Here is a 22607-nt window from a genome sequence, read left to right on the forward strand (position 1 = left end):
AATGACAACTCCTTAATTACACATCAAAAGTTCAACGTTATTTTTAAGACATACTTAGCTAGTAAGACTGATTAAAAAATTGAACAATGGCTATTCGATACGAGACGGTAGTGATACCCTACTAAGTTATTGAATCAATTGAATGTAGAGTAGGAGTAATATGCAAACTAGTTTCAATGAACCGCACCAAGAAGCAGACGGTTCGGACATAGTTGATATAGACTGCCTGTTCTATTTAAACCAAATTAACAAGGGACGATAGATGGAGCTGCTTGGATTAATCGGTATTCTCGTACTGTATATTTTATATAAAATGCAACAAAAGAAGTTTCGCGAACGGCTTGTTGAGCCCAAATATTGGCAAGAGCTCGTTAGTGAAGGCAACTTATCTAAAGAAAAACAACAAGCTCTTTGCAAACGCTACAACCTCCCACACCTTGATAATGAAAAAAGCATGACTGAACATGTCGATGATTAGAAAAGTACAAAAGCGATAATTAGCAATTTCTTGGACTGTTCGCCTTAGAAGAAAAACGAACTCTTAGAACTTTCCCTCTCTTCTTGTGTTTGAAAGCTCCTTTCATTGGAGCTTTATTTCAATTCAAAACAACCCATACACATTGTTCTTCCCATCTTGCTCTTTCCCTTTCAACTGATGATGCTTGGGCTTTCCGCCAAACAAAAGAATGTAGAGTTGATTATCTCGGTACGTTCCTACCACGTAGTGATCGTTCTGTATTACATACTCAACGACTTCAGCTTCTGCATCGGTGCAAAGATATTTAATGTCGAGGAGTTTTATCCACTTCAGGCCAATAATGTTATCTGCCTCAATGAAGCCGCCAAACGGCGCCCAAAATTGATTACCGCGCTTTAATAGTGCTGCAATTTTACCATCGCTCTTTGTGCTTTCCCCTATTGGCCCACTACCATTTAATTTCAAAATGCTGTAACCAGAGCTAACTTGAATAGATTGAAACATAGAAAAACCACAACAACTGTACAAAAACACAGTATAACGTATTTTGCTCACATTTTAGATTAGAACGATAAATAGGTAATTTGACAGATAGGTTAATATTAAGTTTGACGATAGAAATGCGTGGTATTAGAACTAAACTTACTATGTTCCGAACAAAAAAAGAGCCACTTCAAAAGCGGCTCTTACTATTTGTTTTTCTTATAAAAAGTTTTACTTCTTAAAGTAAAGGTTACTCTTTACCAAAAACGTTGTTCTCTTGCTCTTGTACGCGGATGAACGTTGTACGCTTCGTTAGCTCTTTAAGCTTTGCTGCGCCTACGTATGTACAAGTTGAACGTACGCCACCAAGGATGTCATTGATAGTGTCGTTCACGTCACCACGGTATGGTAACAGTACGGTTTTTCCTTCAGCTGCACGGTAGTTCGCAACGCCGCCAGAGTGCTTAGACATAGCTGACTGAGAAGACATCCCATAGAACTTCATGAACTTCTTACCGTCTTGCTCAACCACTTCACCGCCAGACTGTTCGTGGCCTGCTAACATACCGCCAAGCATTACGAAATCAGCGCCGCCGCCGAACGCTTTAGCAACGTCACCAGCACAAGCACAACCGCCGTCACCGATGATCATACCGCCAAGGCCGTGCGCAGCGTCAGCACACTCGATGATTGCTGAAAGTTGTGGGTAGCCAACACCTGTTTTAACACGTGTCGTACATACAGAACCAGGGCCGATTCCAACTTTAACAATGTCAGCACCCGCTAGGATTAGCTCTTCACACATATCACCAGTAACAACGTTACCAGCAGAGATAGTCTTTGTTGGGAATTCAGCGCGTACACGCTCAACGTACTCAACTAGGTGCTCAGAGTAACCGTTTGCAATATCAATACAAATAAACTCTAGGTCTTCGCTTAACGCTAAGATCTCTTTTGTTTTTTCAAATTCACGGTCAGAAGTACCTGTTGATACAAATACTTTGTTTAGAGTCTCTTTATCCGCGCCTTTTACGAAGTCAGCCCACTGCTCAACAGAGTAGTGTTTGTGCATTGCAGTCATAACACCGTGCTTTGCAAGCTCGGTTGCCATTTCGAAGCTACCAACTGAATCCATGTTAGCTGCAATAACAGGAGTACCAGACCATTGACGACCACTGTGCTTAAATGTAAAATCGCGGGTTAAATTTACTTGAGAACGACTTTTTAGTGTTGAACGCTTAGGGCGAAACAGTACATCTTTAAAGCCTAACTTAAGTTCTTGTTCGATACGCATTGTGTAAATTCCTTGATTTAGTAGTACATGTTCCAGTGGGCATCTAGCTCGTATGAATAACTACATCCATCATTAAGCATAGTGCGTTGGTAACTCGTTGGCAGACGGTTTACCTTTCTTCGGACACAAAAAAACCGGAGCGTTGGCAGACGCTCCGGTTTTCAGCATTATAGGTCGTGATTTTTTTCCTGCAAGTCTGATAAATTAATTTTTTTTATGTTACCTTACGTAGGAAAGCACCTAGAGAAAGCAATCGTTTACTCCTCATGCTTTCAATCGGTTAAAATTAGAAAAGTATCAATAAGTTATCTTAACTCTTCGTTGCACTCATTCGTTATCCATAAATTCCAATTTCATCCACGTTACACTCTCTTACTCAATTTCAACCCATATCTCGATCTAAATCACTCTTTCGCTGAGTCAATTTCCATCACTTTTTAATTAAAAAGCGGTCGACGATCGACGTTTACGCAAAAAAGTGGCCTTTTTTCGAAACTATTTTTACTGAATGGGAGTGAAAGTTTTTAGATTGACGGTGGTTTACTTTTGGATCAGTTATTGCAGTAGAAAAACACGGTCAAAAAAGCGGCAGTTAAATTGTGAAATAGTCAGGGAGATGGCAATGAAAACAGTGAGTATCTTATTTATGGTGGTACTAATTAGTAATGCATTACTCTTTTCTCATAGCGTAACTGCCAACGAAAAAACACATCAACTGTTTGCAGATACAGGCTATGCAAACATTAAAGGCGAACTAGGTAGTGAAAACGCATGGGTTACGAACATAGGTTACAGCTATTTTCTGTCCCCTTTTGTGGGCTTAGATGTGGGGTATACCAATATCGTTTCTGACACCCCTCAATATTCCAATGAGCATTTAGATGTTATTGATCTTTCTTATCAAGGTTACTTTGTAGGTACACATATACAGCATCCAATCCAAAGTGTCGGTTTTGTCTACGCTAAAGGAGGGATGAGTTACACAACTCTAGAAGAGACTAACCTAACCAGTAACCCTAATACGCCTATCGAGACTTCGGGAACACACCCTTACTATGGAGTAGGCATTAAAATCAATACCTTCTTTCAGCCACACCTAGACATCAATATTGAGTATATCCATCAAGAGTTAGAAGATGACTACTCTAACTCGGCATTTTTGGTTGGTGCGAGCTTCAAGCTTTAATCGGTTATAATAAAGCGTAACCGCTAACAACCAACCGGTTACGCCTCAATGGTCAAAAATCAAACTACCCGCGTCAATTATTTATCATTTTTTGCTTGAATAGAAACTAATGCTTCTGCTGTCGCGTCTTGAATAGATAAAAACATCGATTTAATTTCGCCTGTCGGAGTCCTCATGGGGTTCAGAGTAACGTTCTGATACATGAATTCGGCTTGTTGCGTAATAGGTCGTACGTTTCGGCAATGAAAAAGATAAGGTCTCTGCTGCCAAGTAATAAAGCTACGACAACCAAGATCATAAACCGGCTTTGTTTTTAGTCGAAACCAATCTTGAGGGATTTCAGGGAACAACTCGAAGAGCGACTTACCCAGAACGTCATGCCCTTGCTTACCGCTATGGTGAGTCATAAACCCATTCCATACTTGAACGTTGTAGTCACGATCGATAACGATCAACCCCATATCAACGTTCTGTACCATGTCCACCATCCAGTGGAATTGTTCAAATTCAGCAGGAAGATTTAACATTAAAAGTCCTCCATCAAGTAAGCAAGTTTGTTGTCTAAAAGTGGTAGAGATTCATCAACAAACATGAACAGTAAATCACAACGAATAGATGTGCCATCTATGTTGTAGCTAACTTCAAAGGTCATTGTTTTGGTAAACGACCCACTTGTCGAGTTGATGATGGAATCTATGGAAATATGCTGCCCTAGCAGTACTGGTGAGCTTTGGAAGAAACGGACTTCTGATTGCTCACCTAAGCCATTTAAAAATGAACCGACTAAAATATTCGACACATCCATCAATAGCTCTAGCTCCTCTAGCTCTTCACTATCAGCGGGGATCTTCATCAATTTCTTTAGATCACAAACACTTGAGTCACTCAATAAAACTAAAGCTTCACCTGCAATACCTTCACCACTGAACCCTTGGCACACACCAGAGACTTGATCATTTTCAGCCAAGTCACGCAATGCCATATGAAGTTCACTGAGCTCAAGAATATTCACATTAGGTAGTGGCAGGTGAACAAACACATCAAAATGACGCGCCAACGCATCAGCAGCTCGCCCGATTGATACGTTCGCGACTTCCATGTAGATATCTCTACGGCGAAGGATCGGCAAATCAAGAGGAGCAGGCGTGATTATTTGAGGTTGTACACTTGGCGCAACAAGAGTTTTTAATACATCATTAAGCAGCTTCTTATCGATCGGCTTTTGAATAAATGCTTTCGCACCTAACGTATCGACACGCTCTTTTGCTTTCGGCTGAATATCACCAGACACGACGACAACGGGAATGTCGTAATCGCGTTTTTTAATTTCTTCCAGAGTTCCGAATCCATCTAACTCAGGCATGGTGAGATCTAGGAACATTAGCTTAAATTCTTGTTGTTCTAACTTCTCTAATGCATCAAGGCCATGTACTGCGAAAGTAATCTCAGCGTTAAGTGATGCAGGGAGAGAACGAGCCATCTGTTTGCGTGCTAATGCAGAGTCATCACAGATGAGAACGGGGTAAGACATGCGTTCACCTATTATTATTTAACTATCCTTTAATTAGAGTGTAACAGATAGTTACCGTATCACTCTCCGAATAGACATTTTTCTCTCTTTTTATTGATTCTATTATAAATTAAGCTGGGAAATCGGACTGTTTTTGATACTGAAAAGCTCAAGACAAAAAAATACCCTCTAGTGAGGGTATTTTTAAAATTCATCGTTATTTTACTTAGATTCGTTCAATTTTACTTAGATTCTATTTCGCCATTTGGATGAGCGACTTTCCAATTAACCATTCAATTTCACGAGTGCTTTCTTCACCAAATTGCGTTTCAGTCATTTTGTATAAACGTGAAATCCCCTGCGATGCAAACTCATGAGCACGGTCAGCAGTAACAATATGGTGGAATAGCAGACGAAGGATTGCCAAAAATTCTTTGTTGCTTAATGCGTTGATCCAACTTTCTGAAAACAGTTTTAGATCACCACTTACATTTAAATGCTCAACAAAGATCTTGAAGATTCGACCATCCAATGCCGCAGTAAAGTCTGTTTTCTTTGGGAAGTGGTGACTAATCCCAGTACGAGATACGCCAGTCTGTTGGCTCAAGGTGGTGTATGACATTTTGTCATAGCCTAACCTTAACAGCTGGTCAACGACCGCATCCATAATTGTTTGAATCGTAATTTCAGTATCTTCTTTACTACGCTTTGGCATGGTTTAACTCTTCTCTTTATTAACTACTTCACTCAGCCTGAGTACAATTCAACCCAGTAATAACTATTTTCGTATCTATGACATGTTTTTGTATCTATGAAACGTTTATGTGCCTATAAACGCGTTACTCAACTAAGTAGCACATGTACGTTGGCTAGAAACAGGCAATGATTGCTCATAGATACCTATCAAAAGAACAGGTTATTTATCACCAAGAAATCATTGAACAGAATGATGTTACATATCTAAGCAATAGACAACTCACAAGCAAAGATTCTCGCGCTCTTTTTCTATATCGTTACGTATAAATCCGACCTTGATCACACTTAATTAAGCATCGATGTGATCGATTAGCTTATAACCAATTCACGTTTGATAGTTAAATCGTCGATACCTGTGCAGTATAACATTCTGTTACTGTCTTGCAGAACAGCGTGCTTTTTTGTGGATAGAGATCAAATTGATATGTAATATGTCGGCAGTTTACTTAGGAGTATGTGTAATGAGCATCGATAAAATCGACAATGATGTATGTGAAGCTTGCGGTTCTGCTGGCGAAATTGGCTTCATGATTAAAGAAGGGGATGAAATTTCTGAAATTACGATTAGCTCCCCTGATTCTGCCGAGCTAAAGAGTGAATTAGATAAATACCTAACTCTTGCTAAAGAAGTATGTAAAAACGTCGAATTCGAACTGTCTGAGATTACTGAAGCTTCTACAGAAGTCACTGCACGTTTCAAGTTTGAAGTCAGTGCTGAAAAGCTGATTTTTGAACTGAAGACGCGTTCTCTCAGACGTTAGGTTTAAAGGCATTAAGTTTAATTAATATCCATTGATTACAGAGAGTAGGAATCGTAAATCTCGTTACGTTTTCTACTCTTTTATTTTAGTCAGAGTGAAAATCACAGTTTTTTCTCAATATCATTGAATCCTTTCGACATCCTAACGATACTGAGTACTTGACTCGCAATGCTTGGCCCTCTTCTGTATGAAAGCCACTTTTATTACTCTGCTACTGCTTTTTTCTTTTGCCGCCCTTAGCGAGCCATTGGATCACTATAAAATCCTTAATCACCTAGATAACTATGGCAACTTAGACCTACGTAATAAGCCTTACACTTCGTTACCCGATGGACTGATCGTGAAAGGAAACCTGAATATCTCTAAGACCTCTATCGCTAAGCTACCAAAAGCCATCGAAATTAATGGGAGCCTTGAAGCAACGAACTGCGAGTTAAAACAGATCCAACGAGGTGCATCAATTAAGGGCTACGCGAATTTACTGGGATCCAAACTGACTCGCTGGCCAGGTGGAGTAAAAGTGGGCGGGTACATCAATCTCACGGACACAAAGGTTGCAACCTTGCCACCGAGAATGAAAGTAAAAGGAGATTTAAGCGTAATTAGAACGCCCTTAGAGCAGCTTCCTGAGGGCATTATTGTTGAAGGCAGTTTATTTATAGGTGGTTCAGGTATTACAACCTTCCCCGATACAATGACCGTTAACGGTAATATTTACCTCGGTGGAAACACCATCACTAAGTGGCCCTCTAACCTCACTCTTGGCGGCGCTGTTGCCCGCTAGAGACGAGCGTGATAAGCCGTTTAGATCTACCGGATAAAAAAAGAGATGCTAAGTGCATCTCTTTCTTATATCTGCTTTCTAACACAATACTCAATTAGTTCTGATTATGAACTGGGTTCGCATAGCTATCTAACAGGTACTTGTGCGCATCTAATGGGAGTTGCTCAAGCTTCTCTTGTAGACGTTCACGTGTGCCCTGCTCTACGTCAGACTCAATGTCAGCGGCTAATTGGTTAATTGGGAAAAGCTTGTAGTTCTCATGAATTTGGCGGTCAACTTCAGCGGCAAACTCATCAGGGGCTTCGTATGACTCAGCAATCACATCACCAAAAGCAACGTGAATTCGACCTTTGTCACCAACAATACCCTGAATAATGCTCTCGATGTCTTCAAACTCACCTTTGTTGTACTCGCCATGCGTTGCTTTTTCATAAAGCTCACGAGCTTTAGCAATATCACAAGGGTCATTCTCATAAGAGATAGAGACTGGCACTATTCTCAGTGACTTGGTGTAGTCAGCAAAACTGATTTTCTGTTTGCGACCTTCTACATGGAACATTTTCAAAATAGCCGGATCGGTAAAATCGTTACCATCTTTTGCTCGACCCTCTTTTTGCGCTATCCAAATCGAGTTACCAGAATCTAATGAGTGCTTAATGTAGCCAGACAATGTGCCTAGCATCTTCATCATCTCACGCGGGCCTTTCGCCGACCGCTTCACAATAAAGCTTTTATTCAAACGCATAAGCTCTGTTGCACAAGGCTTTTTCAATAGATTATCGCCAATCGCAATTCGTACTGTTTTGTGACCACTTTGGTAAAGACCGTAATTTACCAGCGCTGGATCCATGGCAATATCGCGATGATTAGAGACAAACAGGTAAGAAGTGTCTTTGTCTAGCTTATCAAGGCCACTGTATGTCACACCGTTGGTGGTCGTTTTTAGTGTCTTTGCGAGATATTTTTTAACTTCAATTTGAATCGCTTCAATGCTGGTCAGTTTTTTCCACTTGAATTTCAAGTACGCTTTAACAAACGGACTCATTACCGCCATAAACCAAGAAGCATGATTTGAAAAACGATGGTGAAGAATCGCACCGATAAACTCCTCATCATTAATAAGGCGTTCAATTGCTGCTGGAATCTCATCGTCATTGTATGGACGAATATCTACATATGGATCAGTATTTAAAGTCATTATTTACTACGTAATCGAAAAAAGGAAAAAAGCTCGCCTATTCTACGCATAGTTCACAGGGTTATCAGCAATAGAGTTCTCATAACAACTAAGGTCTGACCAGATAAATGTGATTACCCTTCAGTTCTATTGGCATTTTTTGACAGAAAAGGTAATCTTGTCGCCCCAAAGCGGGTCGCAACACATCTAGTTGCCGCAGAGAATAAGGCGAAACTCATGAATTACGCAGTTCAACATCAAATTACCCAATACGATTTCTTAACCACAACACCTCGTAAAAAGGTCATTAAGAGCAGCCTAATCCGTGTTATTGATGGAATGATGTTGGTTCGTTTAGGTAAGAATGAATATGCGCTTCACAAGGGAGAATCTATTTGGATTCCTCTTGATTGCCTTTGTAGCATCACGTTCTTTCCTAGTAGCTTAATCCAAACTATCGATTTTTCTTCTCGCTTAGATTTAAACTTTCCTACGAGCTCTGGCCAACTGAAACCCCAAGAGCTGCTTACAGCACTTTTAAATCAACTCGTTGAGCTTCGTAACCAACCTGAAGATGAACTATACACTCAGGCGATTCTTACCTTAATAAAACTGGAAGCGTTAAATCTAAAACCAAACCTAAAGCTTGATCGATTCAGCCAAGCGATTTCATCATGGAAGCCCTTAGCAACAGCTAAACTGGATGCACAAATTCAAATTGCATTGCTCATCCGAGAAGCAAAAAAACGCACCCTATCAGGCCAAAAAAAGCCGCTCATTGTCGAGCAGCTTTTTGCTGGAAATGAAAAAGAGTGTGATCAGGTGGCGACTCTCATCTTAGGTCACACGTTCTAATTTCGTTGTAATCAGTACAGACTCTCTATCCGAATAATAAAGTACTGAACCAAGGCTGCCCTATCAAAACGGTCAGCCTATGAATGTTCTACTTTAGCTACAGCTTGACCAGCATCATGCTGCTGTGTGCCGGAACAGAAAATGTAAGTTGACCACCTTTTGATTTAACATCAAAGCCACTTAGACAATCGCACCACTCACCCGTAGCGTTAACGTCAACCGATGTTGTCTTTGCTGACTTATTCAACACAACAATTCCGGCTTCTCCACGCTTAAAGATGAGTAAATCTTCACTGGCCTCTACCATCACCATCGGCAATGCCTGCATTGCATTGTAAAAACGAATTCGATTTATCATTCGCTCGTCGTGCCAAGCTTGCTGCCAACGTGGACCACCTTCTATATCTTTTACGCCACTTGTATTTAGATCGCTATAGATTAGCGGCGCACCACCATCTCGACCTAAAATATACGTGTACGCTAACCATTCATTCGCTTCACTCATCACCATATTCTCAAAGACTTCGTTATTTGGAATATCGTGAGTAATGGCAAATGTTATAGCACGACGTTTGGATAACGCCTGACCGAAGCAATATGGATCAACCAAAGATTTCAGGCTCCCTTTTGGTTGTAGTGCATCAAATAACGTTTGAAACAGTGGGAAGTCATATGCCCCAAGACGCGTCTCTTTTAAGTAAGGCTGCAAAAACAGTTCGTACTCTTCTTTTGTTGCCCCACCATCGGTAATAATTTCTCCAAAGATATGAACATCCTGAGTGATTTCTTCACTCCATACTTGCTGCAGTTGCTTCAAAGTAATGTGTTTTGCTGCATCTATCCGAAAGCCTTTCACCCCTAGTTTTTTAAGAGCTAGTAAATACGATCTTTGCTGCTTGATCACATAATCACTGTCTCGGAGCGTTGGTAAGCCGGGATCCTTTGGCCCTCCGGTGATTCGACCGTTTTGAACCTCCCACTTATCTTTCCAATCTTTAATACCGAACGCATCGACAAAATCTTCTTCATTGAATAGAGGCGTTGATAAGTCACCAAATAGGCGTAGCGACTGATAATATTCAGAGTTCGACTGGTATTCCGTGACGTCATTGGCACTCGGATACTGCAAATCAGAGCGTATAGAGGATTCATTAGCCATGTGATTGAACACCACATCGACATAAACAAAGATGTTGAACTTGGCTAAACTCGCGATCATTGCAATGAAGTCATGAGTATTACCCAGTTGGTTGTCGATAACTCGATAGTCTTGAGGCTGATATCGTTGCCACCACAGCGTACCATTTGGATGAGTTAGTGATTTCATAGGCGGAGAGACCAATACGGTTTTATAACCTGCACTTGCTATCTCTTCTACACGTTTTTCTACTAACGCATAGGGCCAATCAAATGCGTGTAAAATAACGTTGGCATAATTCACGTCTTCCATACGTATTTAATCCTTTAGTTATGAGTTCTACTTTCTATGTCGCCATTATATAAGCATTTTATTAAAATACATTCCCCCCGCCTTACTATCTACCCGTATGAGTAAAGGGGCGTAGTAGATGCTAATTCAGCGCACAGGAAACTTATATTCCCCCTCATAGTTCACTCTTCCGTATGAGTTTCGCGCATAACATCGCAATCGCTGAAGCCACATCTATACTTAGTTGGTCACTTTTTAACGAGGAATAGAAGGAAAGCATAATGGCGTTACGTGTCGATATTGTTTCAGATGTGGTCTGCCCGTGGTGTGTCATTGGCTATCTACGTTTAGAGCGTGTCATAGATCAGCTAGCCCTAACACAACCTATCGAAATACATTGGCACCCCTTTGAGCTAAACCCCGCCATGAGTCAAGAAGGAATGGATTTGTATCAGCATACGTTTGAAAAATACGCCGCGACCAGCGATGCTAGTGAAAGTGCTCGCCAATCTATAACCCAGCTCGGCCAAGAGCTCGATTTTTTCTTCAATTTCACAACTGACATGAAAATCTATAATACTCGCAAAGCCCATCAGTTGCTGATGTGGTCAGCGCAATTTGGTTTGCAATACAGCCTAAAAATGGCGCTGTTTAATGCCTACTTCACCCGAAAAATAGACATTAATTGCATTGATAGTTTATGCAACATAGCAAAATCAGTCGGTCTGAATGCCGACGTTGCAAGGCAAGTCATTAACGACAAAACTTGGCAAGATGCAGTAACAACAACAGAGCTGCAATGGGTAGAAGCGGGCATCAACGCTGTCCCTGCTTTTATTTTCAATCAGAAACAGGTACTCATTGGCGCTCAAACAGAATCGACACTTGCCGATATAATCAACGACATTCTATTGTGAATAGACTCTAATACAGTCAATACAACTATTGGTTATCATATTAATAACGAATAAACGTTGCTCTCACTAGCCTGCCATCATAAGCTCAGTTCAAATCAATAATAAATGGTAAAGTTATGAAGAGCTCATTTGTGTACCCTATTGGCGTACAAGGAAAACCTTGGGGTGACCAAGAACGTAAAGAATGGCGTGATCAGGCGATCATCAAGCGTGAATACAACCTTGAAGTCGTTCCTAAGATTCAAGCATTAGCCGATAAGTACGATGTCGAGCAATACGGTTCTCTATCTTATGATCCTGAGCGTTACCCGCTTTTCTGTATTAAAAGCCGCAATTGGGACGAAAGTAAGCCAACGGTCCTTGTTACCGGTGGCGTTCATGGCTACGAAACCAGTGGTGTGCATGGCGCGCTTAAGTTTGTCGAGACTCAGGCGGAATTTTACAGCAAGCACTTTAATATTGTTGTCGCGCCATGTGTAAGCCCTTGGGGTTACGAGGTTATCAACCGTTGGAATCCAAACGCAATTGACCCAAACCGTTCATTTTATAAAGACACGCCTGCTGAAGAGTCTGCTAACTTGATGGCAATGGTTGAAAGCCTAAACACAGACATTTTCATTCACGTTGATCTCCACGAAACAACTGACAGTGATGAAACCGAGTTTCGCCCGGCATTAGCTGCTCGTGATGGAAAAGAGCTTATTGAAGGAATGATTCCTGACGGTTTCTACACCGTAGGGGATACTGAAAACCCACAAGAAGCCTTTCAAAAAGCAGTGATCGACTCAGTGAAGCAAGTCACTCATATCGCTCCTGCTGATAGCAATAACAGAATCATCGGTTCTGATGTTGTGCAACATGGCGTAATTAACTACCCACTAAAAGAGCTTTCGTTGTGTGGTGGTCTAAGCAATTGCCAATTTGGAACGACAACAGAAGTTTACCCAGACAGCCCTAAAGTAAACGATGAAGAGTGTAATCATGCTCAAGTTGCTGCGATTATCGGTGCACTAGATTTTGGTATTGAGTATTTAAAGCAGGGTTAGGGATCATTTCTAATCAATCATTACCCTTCAATCCATCTTCTCATACACTTTAATAGTGATGAGAAGGTGGATAGAGTTCGATTGTTTACTGCCCCATCGAATCAAAATAATCAAAGATAACCTAATTAACTTGCTCTATATCCCCTAGCATCCAACTTTTGTAGAAGTCTTTTGTTTCAGGACCATATAGGCGGAATAATAAAAAGAAATCTTCTCCTGTTGGTACCCAGTTTGACTCCATTCCTTTTGGTGCCTCTGGCGAAAAATAGATATCATACGAACCATCTTCATTAACTTTCATCTCCTCTGCGTTACGAGAGGAAAACCCGACACGCTCTGTATCTTTGATAAAGTTCTTCGTTTCCATGCTATAGGCAATTGCAGACCAAAAATCTTTTGCCGGTGTATCTGAAGGGACATTAAGTTTGTAGGTCTTATCACCATTAAGCATCTCCCCAGCAGAGTCACGAAGTCCTGTTAAATAAAATGTGCCACCACCCAAATACTTCGGTAAATACGTGATCCAAAAATAACTACCACCAGCGCGATCATCTAGTAACACTTCGCTGTCAGTAGTATAAGGAAAACCGACCTTAGCCTGACCCTGCGCAAAATCCCAAACTAGCCACTGCGACTTTAATTCACCACTGTTACTTTTCCACAATGGAATGGTGGCACTACCAGGCTCAACAAAGAACTTTTGCATCGAAGCATAGGCAAGTAGTAGGCCTTCATTCATTGCTTTTTTCTGTATGTCCGTTGGTTTAAATGGTTTACCCTTTTCAATGCCCAAATCTTTAAGCATTGACACCATTACCTTGTCTTGCTCACGAATCGGGTTATTTTGAACAATGTAGTCTATATCCTGAAAGTAGGTTTCGTTGTAATAAGGAAGACTATCGTATGCTATGTCAGTTGCATCAATATGGCGCGTTTTCGATGGGCTGCTCTCCTCAGCAAGCGAATATATCTTCACGCGTTTAGCATAATCAGCAGCGTCTTGGTCTGTTGCCCCGTTATACAGCCTAGGTCTAAATGAAAAACCGTAGTCATAACTGTCGGTTTCATAAACCAAGAAACCTTCTGATTCTAACTGTTTCTTCGATTTTTCACCCTGGTAGTTTGGTGGTAAAAATAGATATTTCCCTCCTTCGCCTTTATCAGCACCTGCAGGACCAACATCCTCAATTGGTTGTTCCCATTGGTTAACAAACGTACCGAAGTAACTCACTTTATCTGTCGCTGGCGGAACCTCCACAACAATAGGCCCATTGCGAGAAGTAAAAGTACTCCATGAATACGCAGTAACATCATTGGCAGTTAAAAAACCTTTATCAGAACCAAAAGGTTTAGTGACATAAATAACATCATTGTAATCACCACCTAAATCGCGACGCGTCGCTTTTAAGAAGTCGACCTGCGTAACCGCTGGCATTGCCCATATTGCCGTTTGAGTCGCGCGTTGAACCATCATTTTGTATTCGATATCTTCAATAGCAGAAGCTCGTTCTAAAATGTTGTCGGTATTATTAAATGCTTCCGCCGTTATTTGGGTTTCTTCAACTGCACTGTTGCCTGCAATTGAAGACAAAGGAAGCAATGCCGACAATAGGATGGTTGTTAGCAGTGTTTTTTTCATAACTCACCTTTTTATTAAGTTGTGAAACGGCTGAACAATCAAGTAGCCGTAAATTTAATATTGAAGATACTTTACAGGTACGAAATCGCCTGGCTTCCAACTCTTATCAAACCACGCTTTCTCTGGGCCATATATTCTTAGTAATACGTTGTAGCCCTTATCTGGCATTGTTTGTACCCAGTTGCCTTCTTTTCCTTCAGGTACATTTGGAGAAAAGTGAATGGTTACCGAGCCATCCTCGTTATATTTCATTACACTACTGTTGCTATCCACCCCACCTGACTTCTGATCCGTTTCCAATATTGAGCGAGTTTGGTTGTCATACACCATGAATGACCAAAAGTTAGCCGAAGGCACTGGCCCTGGTAGAGTGACGGCATAATGTTGACCACCATCAAGTCTTTGACCATTTTGATCGGTTGAAGCGATTTCATATACGGAGCCCTTGCCAATAGCGGGCTGAGTCATTGCAGGTGTTACGCCTGTGGCATAAAAATGAAAAGCTAATCGATCATCGATGGCTCTTGCACCATCATCTAAAAACTCGTAGCTACCTGACGCCAATGGTGAATACCACTGTCGATCTGAGTAAAAGAACAACGCCTCATTTCTCGGACGGTACGTTGTCGTGCGTGCTGCAGAAGAACCGATTTTCGATGCTTCTTGTAAGATTGATTTCATGCGTGCATCAGGAGCAAAAGGTTGACCCTTTTTGATGCCAATTGATGCAGCTAGACCAAGGATTTCTGGATCATATGATCCTTCTGGTTCGTATTGAATCACCTCATTGATTTCATCAAAAATCGTCTCGTCCATTGCATGAATAGTGTTGTATTGTTTACCAGATAAGTTAACAAACTCGGTTTTTTGCTCTGGGTTGCTGTAAGGGTATATTTTAAACCCACGCTTAAAGTCAGCGACTGATTTCTCTAACTCTCCGTCTTTGATAAACACACGCATGATTAACCAGTGACGGTATGTTTTACTTTTTACTACATGATAGCCTTGCGGGATCTCACCCTCATAGTCAGGGCCTACAATAAAGTATTTGCCACCCTTACCCTTATCTGGCCCCGTTATGCCTATATCAGAGACATATTGAAAATACGCATCATCAAGTATGCCTAATATAGGCGTTTGTACATCCAATACGACCGGGCCATTTCTTAGATCCACCTCCGTTGTAGCATAAGGAGTCGTTGTTTGGGGTGTTAGCCATAACGAACGCGCATCCATTAATTGCTCAGTAATACCAACTGTTTTGTTTTCTTCAAAACCAATCTCTTTATGACCATTCAGCATTCCATACATTGAAGCGGTAGGCAGAGCATTAATAAACAGTTCAACAGCTCTGGCTGTGTCTAAGTAATCATAAGTTTTCTGTGCCGTTAGTTCAGAAGGAAATCCATCATTAAACGTCAACTCCCCGAGGTAATTACTGCTCACTTCATTTGGCGTTATAACAGATTGAGGTACCTTCGCTTCATAAGTTGGTGAGTTAGCAGCCCACACACTATTTGCTAAAGTGAGAGTGGTAATAACAGCAACAGTTAATCGTGTAATTGTAAATTTCGTCATAATGATTCTCTTCTAATCTAAATGTGACTTATCTTGGGTTAAATAGTACACAGCGTGCCAATTTGCGTATATCGACTTATAATCATATTTAATTATGATCAAAGTGAATAATGAGCCCTTAATGGAACATGAAATATCAAAGCTACTATCTAGACGGGACCTAAACTTAATCGTTACCTTAGATGTACTTTTGAAAGAACGTAACGTCTCTAGAGCTGCAGAAGTTTTATTTGTGTCCCAATCGGCGATGAGTCGTTCACTAAAAAGGTTGAGAGAGACATTTGATGACCCACTCTTTACTCGCGTCGCAACTGGGTTAATCCCTACTCCAAAGGCCTTAGAGCTTGAGAAACAACTAAAGCCGATTCTTCTTAGTCTCAATGAGATCTTTGCTGAAGAAGCATTTGATCCTATGCTGTGCGAGCAGTCATTTTCTATTGCACTGCCAGCATTCATTTCAAGCGCAATCACGCCAAAACTTTTACGTCAGCTTGATGAATTTGCACCAGGGATCAGTATTAAAGAGTATCCAGCTAAAGCAAACCCGTTTACCGCCATAGATCAAGGGTACATGGACTTTGCATTGCACTATTTAGAGCCAACTCACGATAAATATATTGCTCAAGAGCTTGGTATTCTCTGCCCTCAACTTTTTGCTCGTCGTGACCACCCACTATTAAAAAGCGAAAATATAACGTTAGATAAAGCGTTGGATTACCCTTTGCTTGGGATGTTAGTAGAAGAAGATATCTACCATTCGTTTAGCGCGCCTATTTTACAGGTATACAGTGATTTAATGATAGACAGGAAGCCAAAACTAAGGAGCTCGCAAACGCAGATATTGATCGACGTGATGTGTAGCTCGGATGCCGTACTATTTGGTACTAATAGTTTACAATCACTGAGTGGGTTTAATGAGGATTTCCAATTGCTGCACTCAATGGAAAATGAGAAGCGTTACACCGTGCCTGTTTATCTCGTTCAACATGAGCGTACTGAGCACAGTTCTGCTCACCAATGGATGAATGCATTGCTTTCACAGCTTCTTCAAGAGTTATTAATTACAACCAGTGTTTAGAAGTAATCATGCTCAAGTGACGGCGATCATTGGCGTGCTAGATTTTGGTATTGCACACTTAGCAGTTCAGTAGCCGAGAACTTCTGAATAAACTAAGTACCGCTTGATAAACGACAGCTTCTATTTATCAATTACATAGAATGTGAACTAATGACGGGCTAGATGAACATGATGTCTACTTTCTCGGGTAAAGATCACAAGTAATAATCACGGCATTTACACTACAGCAGCCGCTTTTTGTATTGCTCTGGCGTTATGCCCGAGTATTTCTTAAACATTGAAATATACGGGCTCGCTTGGTTATAGCCTAATGTTAGGGCCACCTCTTTTACCGAGTGGCCTTTTCTTAATAGATCCATTGAATAGAGATATCTCACTCTCAGCCTCCACTCCGTAAAACTCATTCCAAGTTCCGTTTGGCAATGCCTTGCAAGAGTTCGCTCTGTCGTATGCACCCTTTCAGCCCACTGCCCAAGTGATGTAGTATCTGTTGGGTTCTCTTCCACAGACTCTAAAATTCTCGCAAGGTATTTATTACTCGTCGTCGGCAAGAAATGACGCTCTGTCTCTTCTGTCGCTAATTGATCTAACAATACTTGAATAAGGCGCTTATCTTGCTCAGATTCAGCGACATTGATTTTTCGCTGACGAAAGTCATCAATAATGGCCGAAACAATGGAGGTCACTTTGATTAGGCTGGTATGGCTTGGGAAATCGGCTGTTAACTCATGGGCTACGTTTAAAGAGCAGTAATCAAGGGGCTTACGATTGAAACTGCAATGTTGTGCACCCGCTGGCACCCAGATAGCTAGGTGAGGAGGAGCAAGAAAACGAGTCCCTTCTGCTTCCATCTCTAAGATCCCACCACTGATCAATTGAACTTGGCCCCAAGGATGGCTATGAACACGCGTTTCAGTATTAGATAGAAACGCTTCAAAATTCATAAATACATCTGATGGTGCTCGCGCAATTGATAAGGATGGATGAAGTATTCGAGCTGGTTTTTTCAATCTTGTCTTCCTATCACGTCACATGTCTTTTAAAAGATACATGTTATTCTACCGACCTGTCAGACTTATTTCCACGGTCAATAATGCGATAGGGTTCACATGGTTTATCTACTTCCACTTTTTACGGTCATCATCTGGGGTGGCAACTCTATCGTCAACAAGATGGCTGCTACCGCCATAGAGCCTAGTGCAATGAGCTTCTATCGTTGGTTTTTTGCCATGTTAATTATGACTCCGTTCTGCTTGCCAACCGTTATACGTCAGTGGAAAGTCATTAAGCCTTATCTATCCAAGCTCGCTTTCTTATCAATGCTCGGAATGGTGCTTAACCAGTCGTTAGGCTATTACGCTGGCCTCACAACCACGGCTTCAAACATGTCATTAATCATCTCATTAGTGCCATTAATCTCAGTATTTATCAGCGTTCCGTTATTAGGTAAATCTATCTCCATGATCAGTGTGATTGGCGGAGTGATTTCACTTGCTGGGCTAACCTTTATGCTTGGTCACGGTGACATTGGCTTTTTCTTACACCAAGACATTACTCAAGGTGATGGGCTAATGGTATTAGCCGCAGTCATTTACGCAACCTACTGTGTGCTACTGAAACGTTGGAAAATGCCACTGGGCAACTGGACTCTAATTTATTGTCAGGGAGTATTTGCTGTATTAATGCTAGCCCCACTGTGGCTCACCAGTGATCAACTAATTCCTTCACAAGAATCATTACCCTTGATCGCATACGCCGCCATTCTAGCGTCAGTACTTGCGCCATGGATGTGGGTGAAAGCCATCGACTCTATCGGTGCGGAATCAAGTGCGATGTTCATGAATCTAATGCCCGTTATTTCGGTAAGCTTAGCCACTTGGCTTTTAAACGAGTCGGTTCATAGCTACCACGTTATTGGCGGAATGATGGTAATTTCAGGGGTGATTTTGTCGCAAATAAAAAAACGTTCAGTGCCAACGAGTATCGAGTCACCTATCGAAGCTACTGGTTTAAAAAGCTCTTAGGTTAATGAGAACGGATAGACTAATAACCTACGTAATTTGAACAACAAAAAGGGGCGGAAATTCTACAATCTCCGCCCCTTTTGATATTTTAAGTACAGCTGCTTTGATAAGTGATCTGTTAACCTGTAATTTCACAATTTGTTTGAGGGATACAAGAGCAAGCTATCGCTGCGTTTTCAATACCTTCAATTAGCTTTAAAGCAGGCACATCTTCATGGGTGACCTTACCTGCCACAACCGAAACCTTACATGCGCCACAAAACCCAACACGACACTTATTCATTAACGTAATACCAGCCGCTTCCGCTTGATCAAGGATCGATTGCTGATTGTTACCAACAAACGCTTTGCCATTAATAGTCAGTGTTAAGTTCTTCAATTCTGACGTCGCTTTCTTAACGTCAGACGCGGCTTGATTAGCGCCTAAGTCGAGATGACTTGTCTTCTCACCATCTCTCTCAATATAATGCTGGCGATCTTGATACTCTATGATTTCAACTTGGTCATCAGCGGTAATCACGCCTTCATTTCTAGCGACTAAGTTTTGACCAAAGAATACACCGCCACTTTCGTCAGAACGGAAACTGATTAAGGTTTTCAACGGTTCTTTCGATGTCCGGAACTCACCTTTATTTGTATCAACCGTCGTTAAAATACAGCGCTCACACGGTTTAACAATGTCAAAAACAACCTCACCAATGCGGATTGTTTTCCAACTGTCTTCAGCAAACGGCTCCGTACCAGATATCACAAGGTTGGTACGAAATTGCTCCATCACGTGCGATTCAGGGCTGCGTCTGTTGAGCTCTTCTAGTGAAGCTTCACTAATGAGCAGTAGTGGGTAACCATCAGCAAAGCTCACGTTGTGGCCGATCTTTTCTCGAATTCGATTCGACTGTTCACCGCAATACAATAGCTCGACGTTCTGACCAACGATGTCACTGAACCAGTCATCCGCAGCATCCGTTGTCGTATAAGCAGTAAAGCTGTCTTTCCATACCGTTGCGGTCGTCTCCTGCTGCTTAAAGTCTGAGTAACTCAGTTTAAGTGGATCTTTGCCCTTAGCCGTGAAGATAAAGCCTTGGGGTAAAAGGCTAGCACTCACTTTGACCATTTGAGGGAACTTTCTTGCAGTCACCATCGTGCCATCAGATGTCGCCAACATGAAACGACGATCAAAACTGAGCCCCTGAAGTTCCACCCAAGAGCTAGATAAAGAAATTCCACCAACCGATTTTACTGGATATACATTTATTTGAGAGAGATGAGCAAGTGACATGGCTTACCTTAATTATGATAATTAGAGATCGTTATAACGAGCTAGAAAAATTATAACGAAAATACAACGCATCAAACAATGAATTTTACTGCCGAATATACCAGATTAATCGCCAAAACCTTAGAAAGAGCGTGAAATGAAAGTGGTTTTCCACTATCATCCTGTCGCCTAGACGGAAGCGTTTGCTTTATAGATTCTGTTTAGGCTCCAATCACATAACAACTCATTGGTGGGAGCTTTTCAATGACTACAATTACTATTACTCGTCCTGACGACTGGCACGTACATCTTCGCGATGGCGATGTTCTTACCGATACTGTTCGCGATATTAGCCGATACAACGGCCGCGCTCTAATCATGCCAAATACCGTCCCACCAGTTACGGATACTGAGCTTGCTATCGCATACCGCGATCGAATCATGGCTGCAAAGCCAAGCGAGCAATTTGAGCCTTTAATGGCGCTTTATCTTACTGACAACACAACACCAGATGAAATTCGCAAAGCAAAGGCTTCTGGCGCTGTTGTTGCTGCCAAGCTTTATCCGGCGGGCGCGACAACTAACTCTGATTCAGGTGTTACTTCAGCTAAGAACATTTACCCAGTTTTTGAAGCGATGGAAGAAGTCGGTATGCTTCTTTTAATTCACGGCGAAGTAACAACACACGATGTAGATATCTTCGACCGTGAGAAAGAGTTCTTAGATACGGTTCTTGCTCCTATCGTTAACGACTTCCCAAACCTTAAAATCGTTCTAGAGCATATTACAACGGCTGATGCTGCATCATTCGTTCAAAAAGCAGGTGACAACGTAGCGGCTACTATTACTGCGCACCACCTTCTTTATAACCGCAACCACATGTTAGTTGGCGGTATTAAGCCACACTTTTACTGCTTACCAATCTTAAAGCGTAATACACATCAGCAAGCATTGATTGAAGCCGCGACAAGCGGAAGCAAGAAATTCTTCATCGGTACGGACTCAGCGCCGCACACAAAAGAGAATAAAGAGAATGCTTGTGGTTGTGCAGGTTCTTACACTGCCCACGCAGCGGTAGAGCTTTATGCTGAGGTATTTGACCTTGAAGGTAAGATTGAACATCTAGAAGCATTTGTAAGCCACAACGGCCCAGATTTTTACGGACAACCACGTAACAGCGATACTGTGACTTTGGTTAAAGAGTCTTGGTTAGTTGATGCAAGCATGCCTTTTGGTCAAGATAAAGTAGTACCAATCCGCGCTGGCGAAAATATTGAATGGACAATTAAGTAGACTTTCTAAAAGCTAAAACTTGATTGAACTTAATGAATACACCGCTGATCTTTAACGTTTAAAGATCAGCGGTTTTTATTTATTAGAAACCGATTCTTTATTCAGAAATATTAACAGTATCCCACCAAGAATCATCGCACTTGTTAGCATCACCATTAGCGACAAAGCTTCGTCCAATAGCAGCATACCTAATACAAGCGCAATTATAGGTACCGAAAGTTGAGCAACAGATGCCTGTAAAACGGTTAACTTAGTTAAAGCAAAATACCAAAGCACATACCCCATTCCAGATGCAAACACACCAGAAAGCATCGCCCACATCGCGCCGTTAACTGAAACACTATTTGCTTGTAATAACCACGGGCTAAGAAATAAAGCCAACAGTGCCGCGCCAATAAAACTTTGAGTCATGCCGATACGAGGTGATGCTGCTGTTTTACGCTTTCCAAGTAGCGTAAACACCGCCCAGGAGATCCCGGCCAATATCATCATTATTGCTGATATCAAATCAGGCGTGCTCGCTGACGGCAGCATTAATAGAACGAATCCAGAAACGGACAATGCAAGCCCTGCCCATTCATATCGATTTAACGTATTCCCCTGCCATATATGATAGCCAATCATCGTTAACTGCACGGCGCCAAATAGCAATAGCGCCCCTGTTCCAGCCGTCAATTCTATATACGCAAAAGAAAAACCAACGGCATATAAAAATAGCGTCAATGCACCGCAAAGTAACATGACAAAACTGTTTCGACTCGTAGGCATCAAAGCCTTTAGTTTGGGTGTATCGCTACGTACGATAAAATGGATAAGGATTAACGTCGCCATACCCGAGACAATTCGTAAAAGGGTAAAAGAGCCGGGGTCAATGGTGTTCTGAGCCAAAGCAACACGACACAACAGTGAGTTTGCCGCGAACGCGACCATAGTAATAAATGTAACGAGATAAATTGGCAACAGGCACTCCCTAGCGTTAACTGTCCTTTATTGAATCTGTTTATACTGTCTCTGTTTAAATGGCCCTAACAGACATTCCTTCAATCTTACAACATCGTACT

At 41.5% G+C, this 22607-nt stretch carries 22 protein-coding genes; 10 read left to right on the top strand and 12 right to left on the bottom strand.

The genetic code is table 11. From position 1 onward, the window contains the following. Nucleotides 1-262 precede the first annotated feature (262 nt). Nucleotides 263-478, top strand: a complete 216-nt coding sequence (locus tag L4C54_RS12680; RefSeq protein WP_428808478.1) for a hypothetical protein — start codon at nucleotides 263-265, stop codon at nucleotides 476-478. A gap of 123 nt (nucleotides 479-601) precedes the next feature. Here L4C54_RS12680 and L4C54_RS12685 read toward each other — a convergent pair whose 3' ends face one another. Both L4C54_RS12685 and L4C54_RS12690 read right to left on the bottom strand, forming a co-directional pair. Then, the gene (locus L4C54_RS12685) at nucleotides 602-982 is read right to left on the bottom strand and encodes a hypothetical protein (protein WP_428808479.1); all 381 of its coding nucleotides are present in this window, start codon (nucleotides 980-982) and stop codon (nucleotides 602-604) included. 229 nt (nucleotides 983-1211) lie between these two features. Next, nucleotides 1212-2255 (bottom strand): GMP reductase, encoded by a 1044-nt coding sequence (locus L4C54_RS12690; RefSeq protein ID WP_428808480.1) that lies wholly within the window; start codon nucleotides 2253-2255, stop codon nucleotides 1212-1214. Nucleotides 2256-2877: 622 nt separating this feature from the next. Between L4C54_RS12690 and L4C54_RS12695 the strand changes: the two genes are divergently transcribed. Further along, nucleotides 2878-3441 carry an outer membrane beta-barrel protein gene (locus tag L4C54_RS12695; protein ID WP_428808481.1) on the top strand — a complete coding sequence of 188 codons (564 nt, stop codon included), beginning with the start codon at nucleotides 2878-2880 and terminating at the stop codon, nucleotides 3439-3441. A gap of 77 nt (nucleotides 3442-3518) precedes the next feature. Here the strand turns inward: L4C54_RS12695 and L4C54_RS12700 are convergent, their stop codons facing one another. From L4C54_RS12700 to L4C54_RS12710, 3 genes are all read right to left on the bottom strand, one after another. After that, a complete protein-coding gene (locus L4C54_RS12700) occupies nucleotides 3519-3968 on the bottom strand; it encodes a PAS domain-containing protein (protein WP_428808482.1) in 450 nt (149 codons plus the stop codon). Then, complete coding sequence (locus L4C54_RS12705; RefSeq protein WP_428808483.1) at nucleotides 3968-4972, bottom strand: response regulator; 1005 nt, start codon at nucleotides 4970-4972, stop codon at nucleotides 3968-3970. The genes L4C54_RS12700 and L4C54_RS12705 overlap by 1 nt, the downstream gene beginning before the upstream one ends. A 232-nt stretch (nucleotides 4973-5204) precedes the next feature. Further along, nucleotides 5205-5666: a TetR/AcrR family transcriptional regulator gene (locus L4C54_RS12710; RefSeq protein WP_428808484.1), complete on the bottom strand. Its 462-nt coding sequence runs from the start codon at nucleotides 5664-5666 to the stop codon at nucleotides 5205-5207. A 502-nt stretch (nucleotides 5667-6168) separates the two neighbouring features. Here L4C54_RS12710 and L4C54_RS12715 point away from each other — a divergent pair. Together L4C54_RS12715 and L4C54_RS12720 are read left to right on the top strand one after the other, a co-directional pair. Beyond that, a complete protein-coding gene (locus L4C54_RS12715) occupies nucleotides 6169-6468 on the top strand; it encodes a DUF406 family protein (RefSeq protein ID WP_428808485.1) in 300 nt (99 codons plus the stop codon). Nucleotides 6469-6655: 187 nt separating this feature from the next. Continuing rightward, complete coding sequence (locus L4C54_RS12720; protein ID WP_428808486.1) at nucleotides 6656-7252, top strand: hypothetical protein; 597 nt, start codon at nucleotides 6656-6658, stop codon at nucleotides 7250-7252. A gap of 94 nt (nucleotides 7253-7346) precedes the next feature. On the opposite strand, the gene L4C54_RS12725 is transcribed toward L4C54_RS12720, so the two are convergent. Then, the gene (locus L4C54_RS12725) at nucleotides 7347-8450 is read right to left on the bottom strand and encodes a 1-acyl-sn-glycerol-3-phosphate acyltransferase (protein WP_428808487.1); all 1104 of its coding nucleotides are present in this window, start codon (nucleotides 8448-8450) and stop codon (nucleotides 7347-7349) included. A 216-nt stretch (nucleotides 8451-8666) separates the two neighbouring features. Between L4C54_RS12725 and L4C54_RS12730 the strand changes: the two genes are divergently transcribed. Then, nucleotides 8667-9284: a cupin domain-containing protein gene (locus tag L4C54_RS12730; RefSeq protein WP_428808488.1), complete on the top strand. Its 618-nt coding sequence runs from the start codon at nucleotides 8667-8669 to the stop codon at nucleotides 9282-9284. Between the two features lie 97 nt (nucleotides 9285-9381). On the opposite strand, the gene L4C54_RS12735 is transcribed toward L4C54_RS12730, so the two are convergent. Continuing rightward, nucleotides 9382-10734 carry an alpha-amylase family glycosyl hydrolase gene (locus L4C54_RS12735; protein WP_428808489.1) on the bottom strand — a complete coding sequence of 451 codons (1353 nt, stop codon included), beginning with the start codon at nucleotides 10732-10734 and terminating at the stop codon, nucleotides 9382-9384. A 260-nt stretch (nucleotides 10735-10994) separates the two neighbouring features. Between L4C54_RS12735 and L4C54_RS12740 the strand changes: the two genes are divergently transcribed. Both L4C54_RS12740 and L4C54_RS12745 read left to right on the top strand, forming a co-directional pair. Continuing rightward, nucleotides 10995-11630 carry a DsbA family oxidoreductase gene (locus L4C54_RS12740; RefSeq protein WP_428808490.1) on the top strand — a complete coding sequence of 212 codons (636 nt, stop codon included), beginning with the start codon at nucleotides 10995-10997 and terminating at the stop codon, nucleotides 11628-11630. A 116-nt stretch (nucleotides 11631-11746) separates the two neighbouring features. Beyond that, complete coding sequence (locus L4C54_RS12745; protein WP_428808491.1) at nucleotides 11747-12676, top strand: M14 family metallopeptidase; 930 nt, start codon at nucleotides 11747-11749, stop codon at nucleotides 12674-12676. Nucleotides 12677-12797: 121 nt separating this feature from the next. Here L4C54_RS12745 and L4C54_RS12750 read toward each other — a convergent pair whose 3' ends face one another. Continuing rightward, nucleotides 12798-14315 carry a DUF1214 domain-containing protein gene (locus L4C54_RS12750; RefSeq protein WP_428808492.1) on the bottom strand — a complete coding sequence of 506 codons (1518 nt, stop codon included), beginning with the start codon at nucleotides 14313-14315 and terminating at the stop codon, nucleotides 12798-12800. A gap of 54 nt (nucleotides 14316-14369) precedes the next feature. Beyond that, nucleotides 14370-15893: a DUF1254 domain-containing protein gene (locus L4C54_RS12755; protein ID WP_428808493.1), complete on the bottom strand. Its 1524-nt coding sequence runs from the start codon at nucleotides 15891-15893 to the stop codon at nucleotides 14370-14372. A 121-nt stretch (nucleotides 15894-16014) separates the two neighbouring features. Between L4C54_RS12755 and L4C54_RS12760 the strand changes: the two genes are divergently transcribed. Beyond that, nucleotides 16015-16971: a LysR family transcriptional regulator gene (locus L4C54_RS12760; RefSeq protein ID WP_428808494.1), complete on the top strand. Its 957-nt coding sequence runs from the start codon at nucleotides 16015-16017 to the stop codon at nucleotides 16969-16971. Nucleotides 16972-17192: 221 nt separating this feature from the next. Here L4C54_RS12760 and L4C54_RS12765 read toward each other — a convergent pair whose 3' ends face one another. After that, nucleotides 17193-17981: an AraC family transcriptional regulator gene (locus L4C54_RS12765; RefSeq protein WP_428808495.1), complete on the bottom strand. Its 789-nt coding sequence runs from the start codon at nucleotides 17979-17981 to the stop codon at nucleotides 17193-17195. Between the two features lie 99 nt (nucleotides 17982-18080). Here L4C54_RS12765 and L4C54_RS12770 point away from each other — a divergent pair, with 99 nt between their 5' ends. After that, nucleotides 18081-18995, top strand: coding sequence for a DMT family transporter (locus L4C54_RS12770; RefSeq protein WP_428808496.1), 915 nt, complete (start codon nucleotides 18081-18083; stop codon nucleotides 18993-18995). A gap of 118 nt (nucleotides 18996-19113) precedes the next feature. Here the strand turns inward: L4C54_RS12770 and L4C54_RS12775 are convergent, their stop codons facing one another. Further along, the gene (locus L4C54_RS12775; RefSeq protein ID WP_428808497.1) at nucleotides 19114-20274 is read right to left on the bottom strand and encodes a YcbX family protein; all 1161 of its coding nucleotides are present in this window, start codon (nucleotides 20272-20274) and stop codon (nucleotides 19114-19116) included. Between the two features lie 243 nt (nucleotides 20275-20517). On the opposite strand from L4C54_RS12775, the gene pyrC reads away from it, so the two are divergent. Beyond that, nucleotides 20518-21546, top strand: coding sequence for a dihydroorotase (gene pyrC, locus L4C54_RS12780; protein ID WP_428808498.1), 1029 nt, complete (start codon nucleotides 20518-20520; stop codon nucleotides 21544-21546). Nucleotides 21547-21621: 75 nt separating this feature from the next. Here the strand turns inward: pyrC and L4C54_RS12785 are convergent, their stop codons facing one another. Beyond that, nucleotides 21622-22476 carry a DMT family transporter gene (locus L4C54_RS12785; RefSeq protein ID WP_428808582.1) on the bottom strand — a complete coding sequence of 285 codons (855 nt, stop codon included), beginning with the start codon at nucleotides 22474-22476 and terminating at the stop codon, nucleotides 21622-21624. Nucleotides 22477-22607: the final 131 nt, after the last annotated feature.

Source organism: Vibrio lamellibrachiae, assembly GCF_050337265.1.
In the GTDB taxonomy this organism is placed as follows: domain Bacteria; phylum Pseudomonadota; class Gammaproteobacteria; order Enterobacterales; family Vibrionaceae; genus Vibrio; species Vibrio kyushuensis.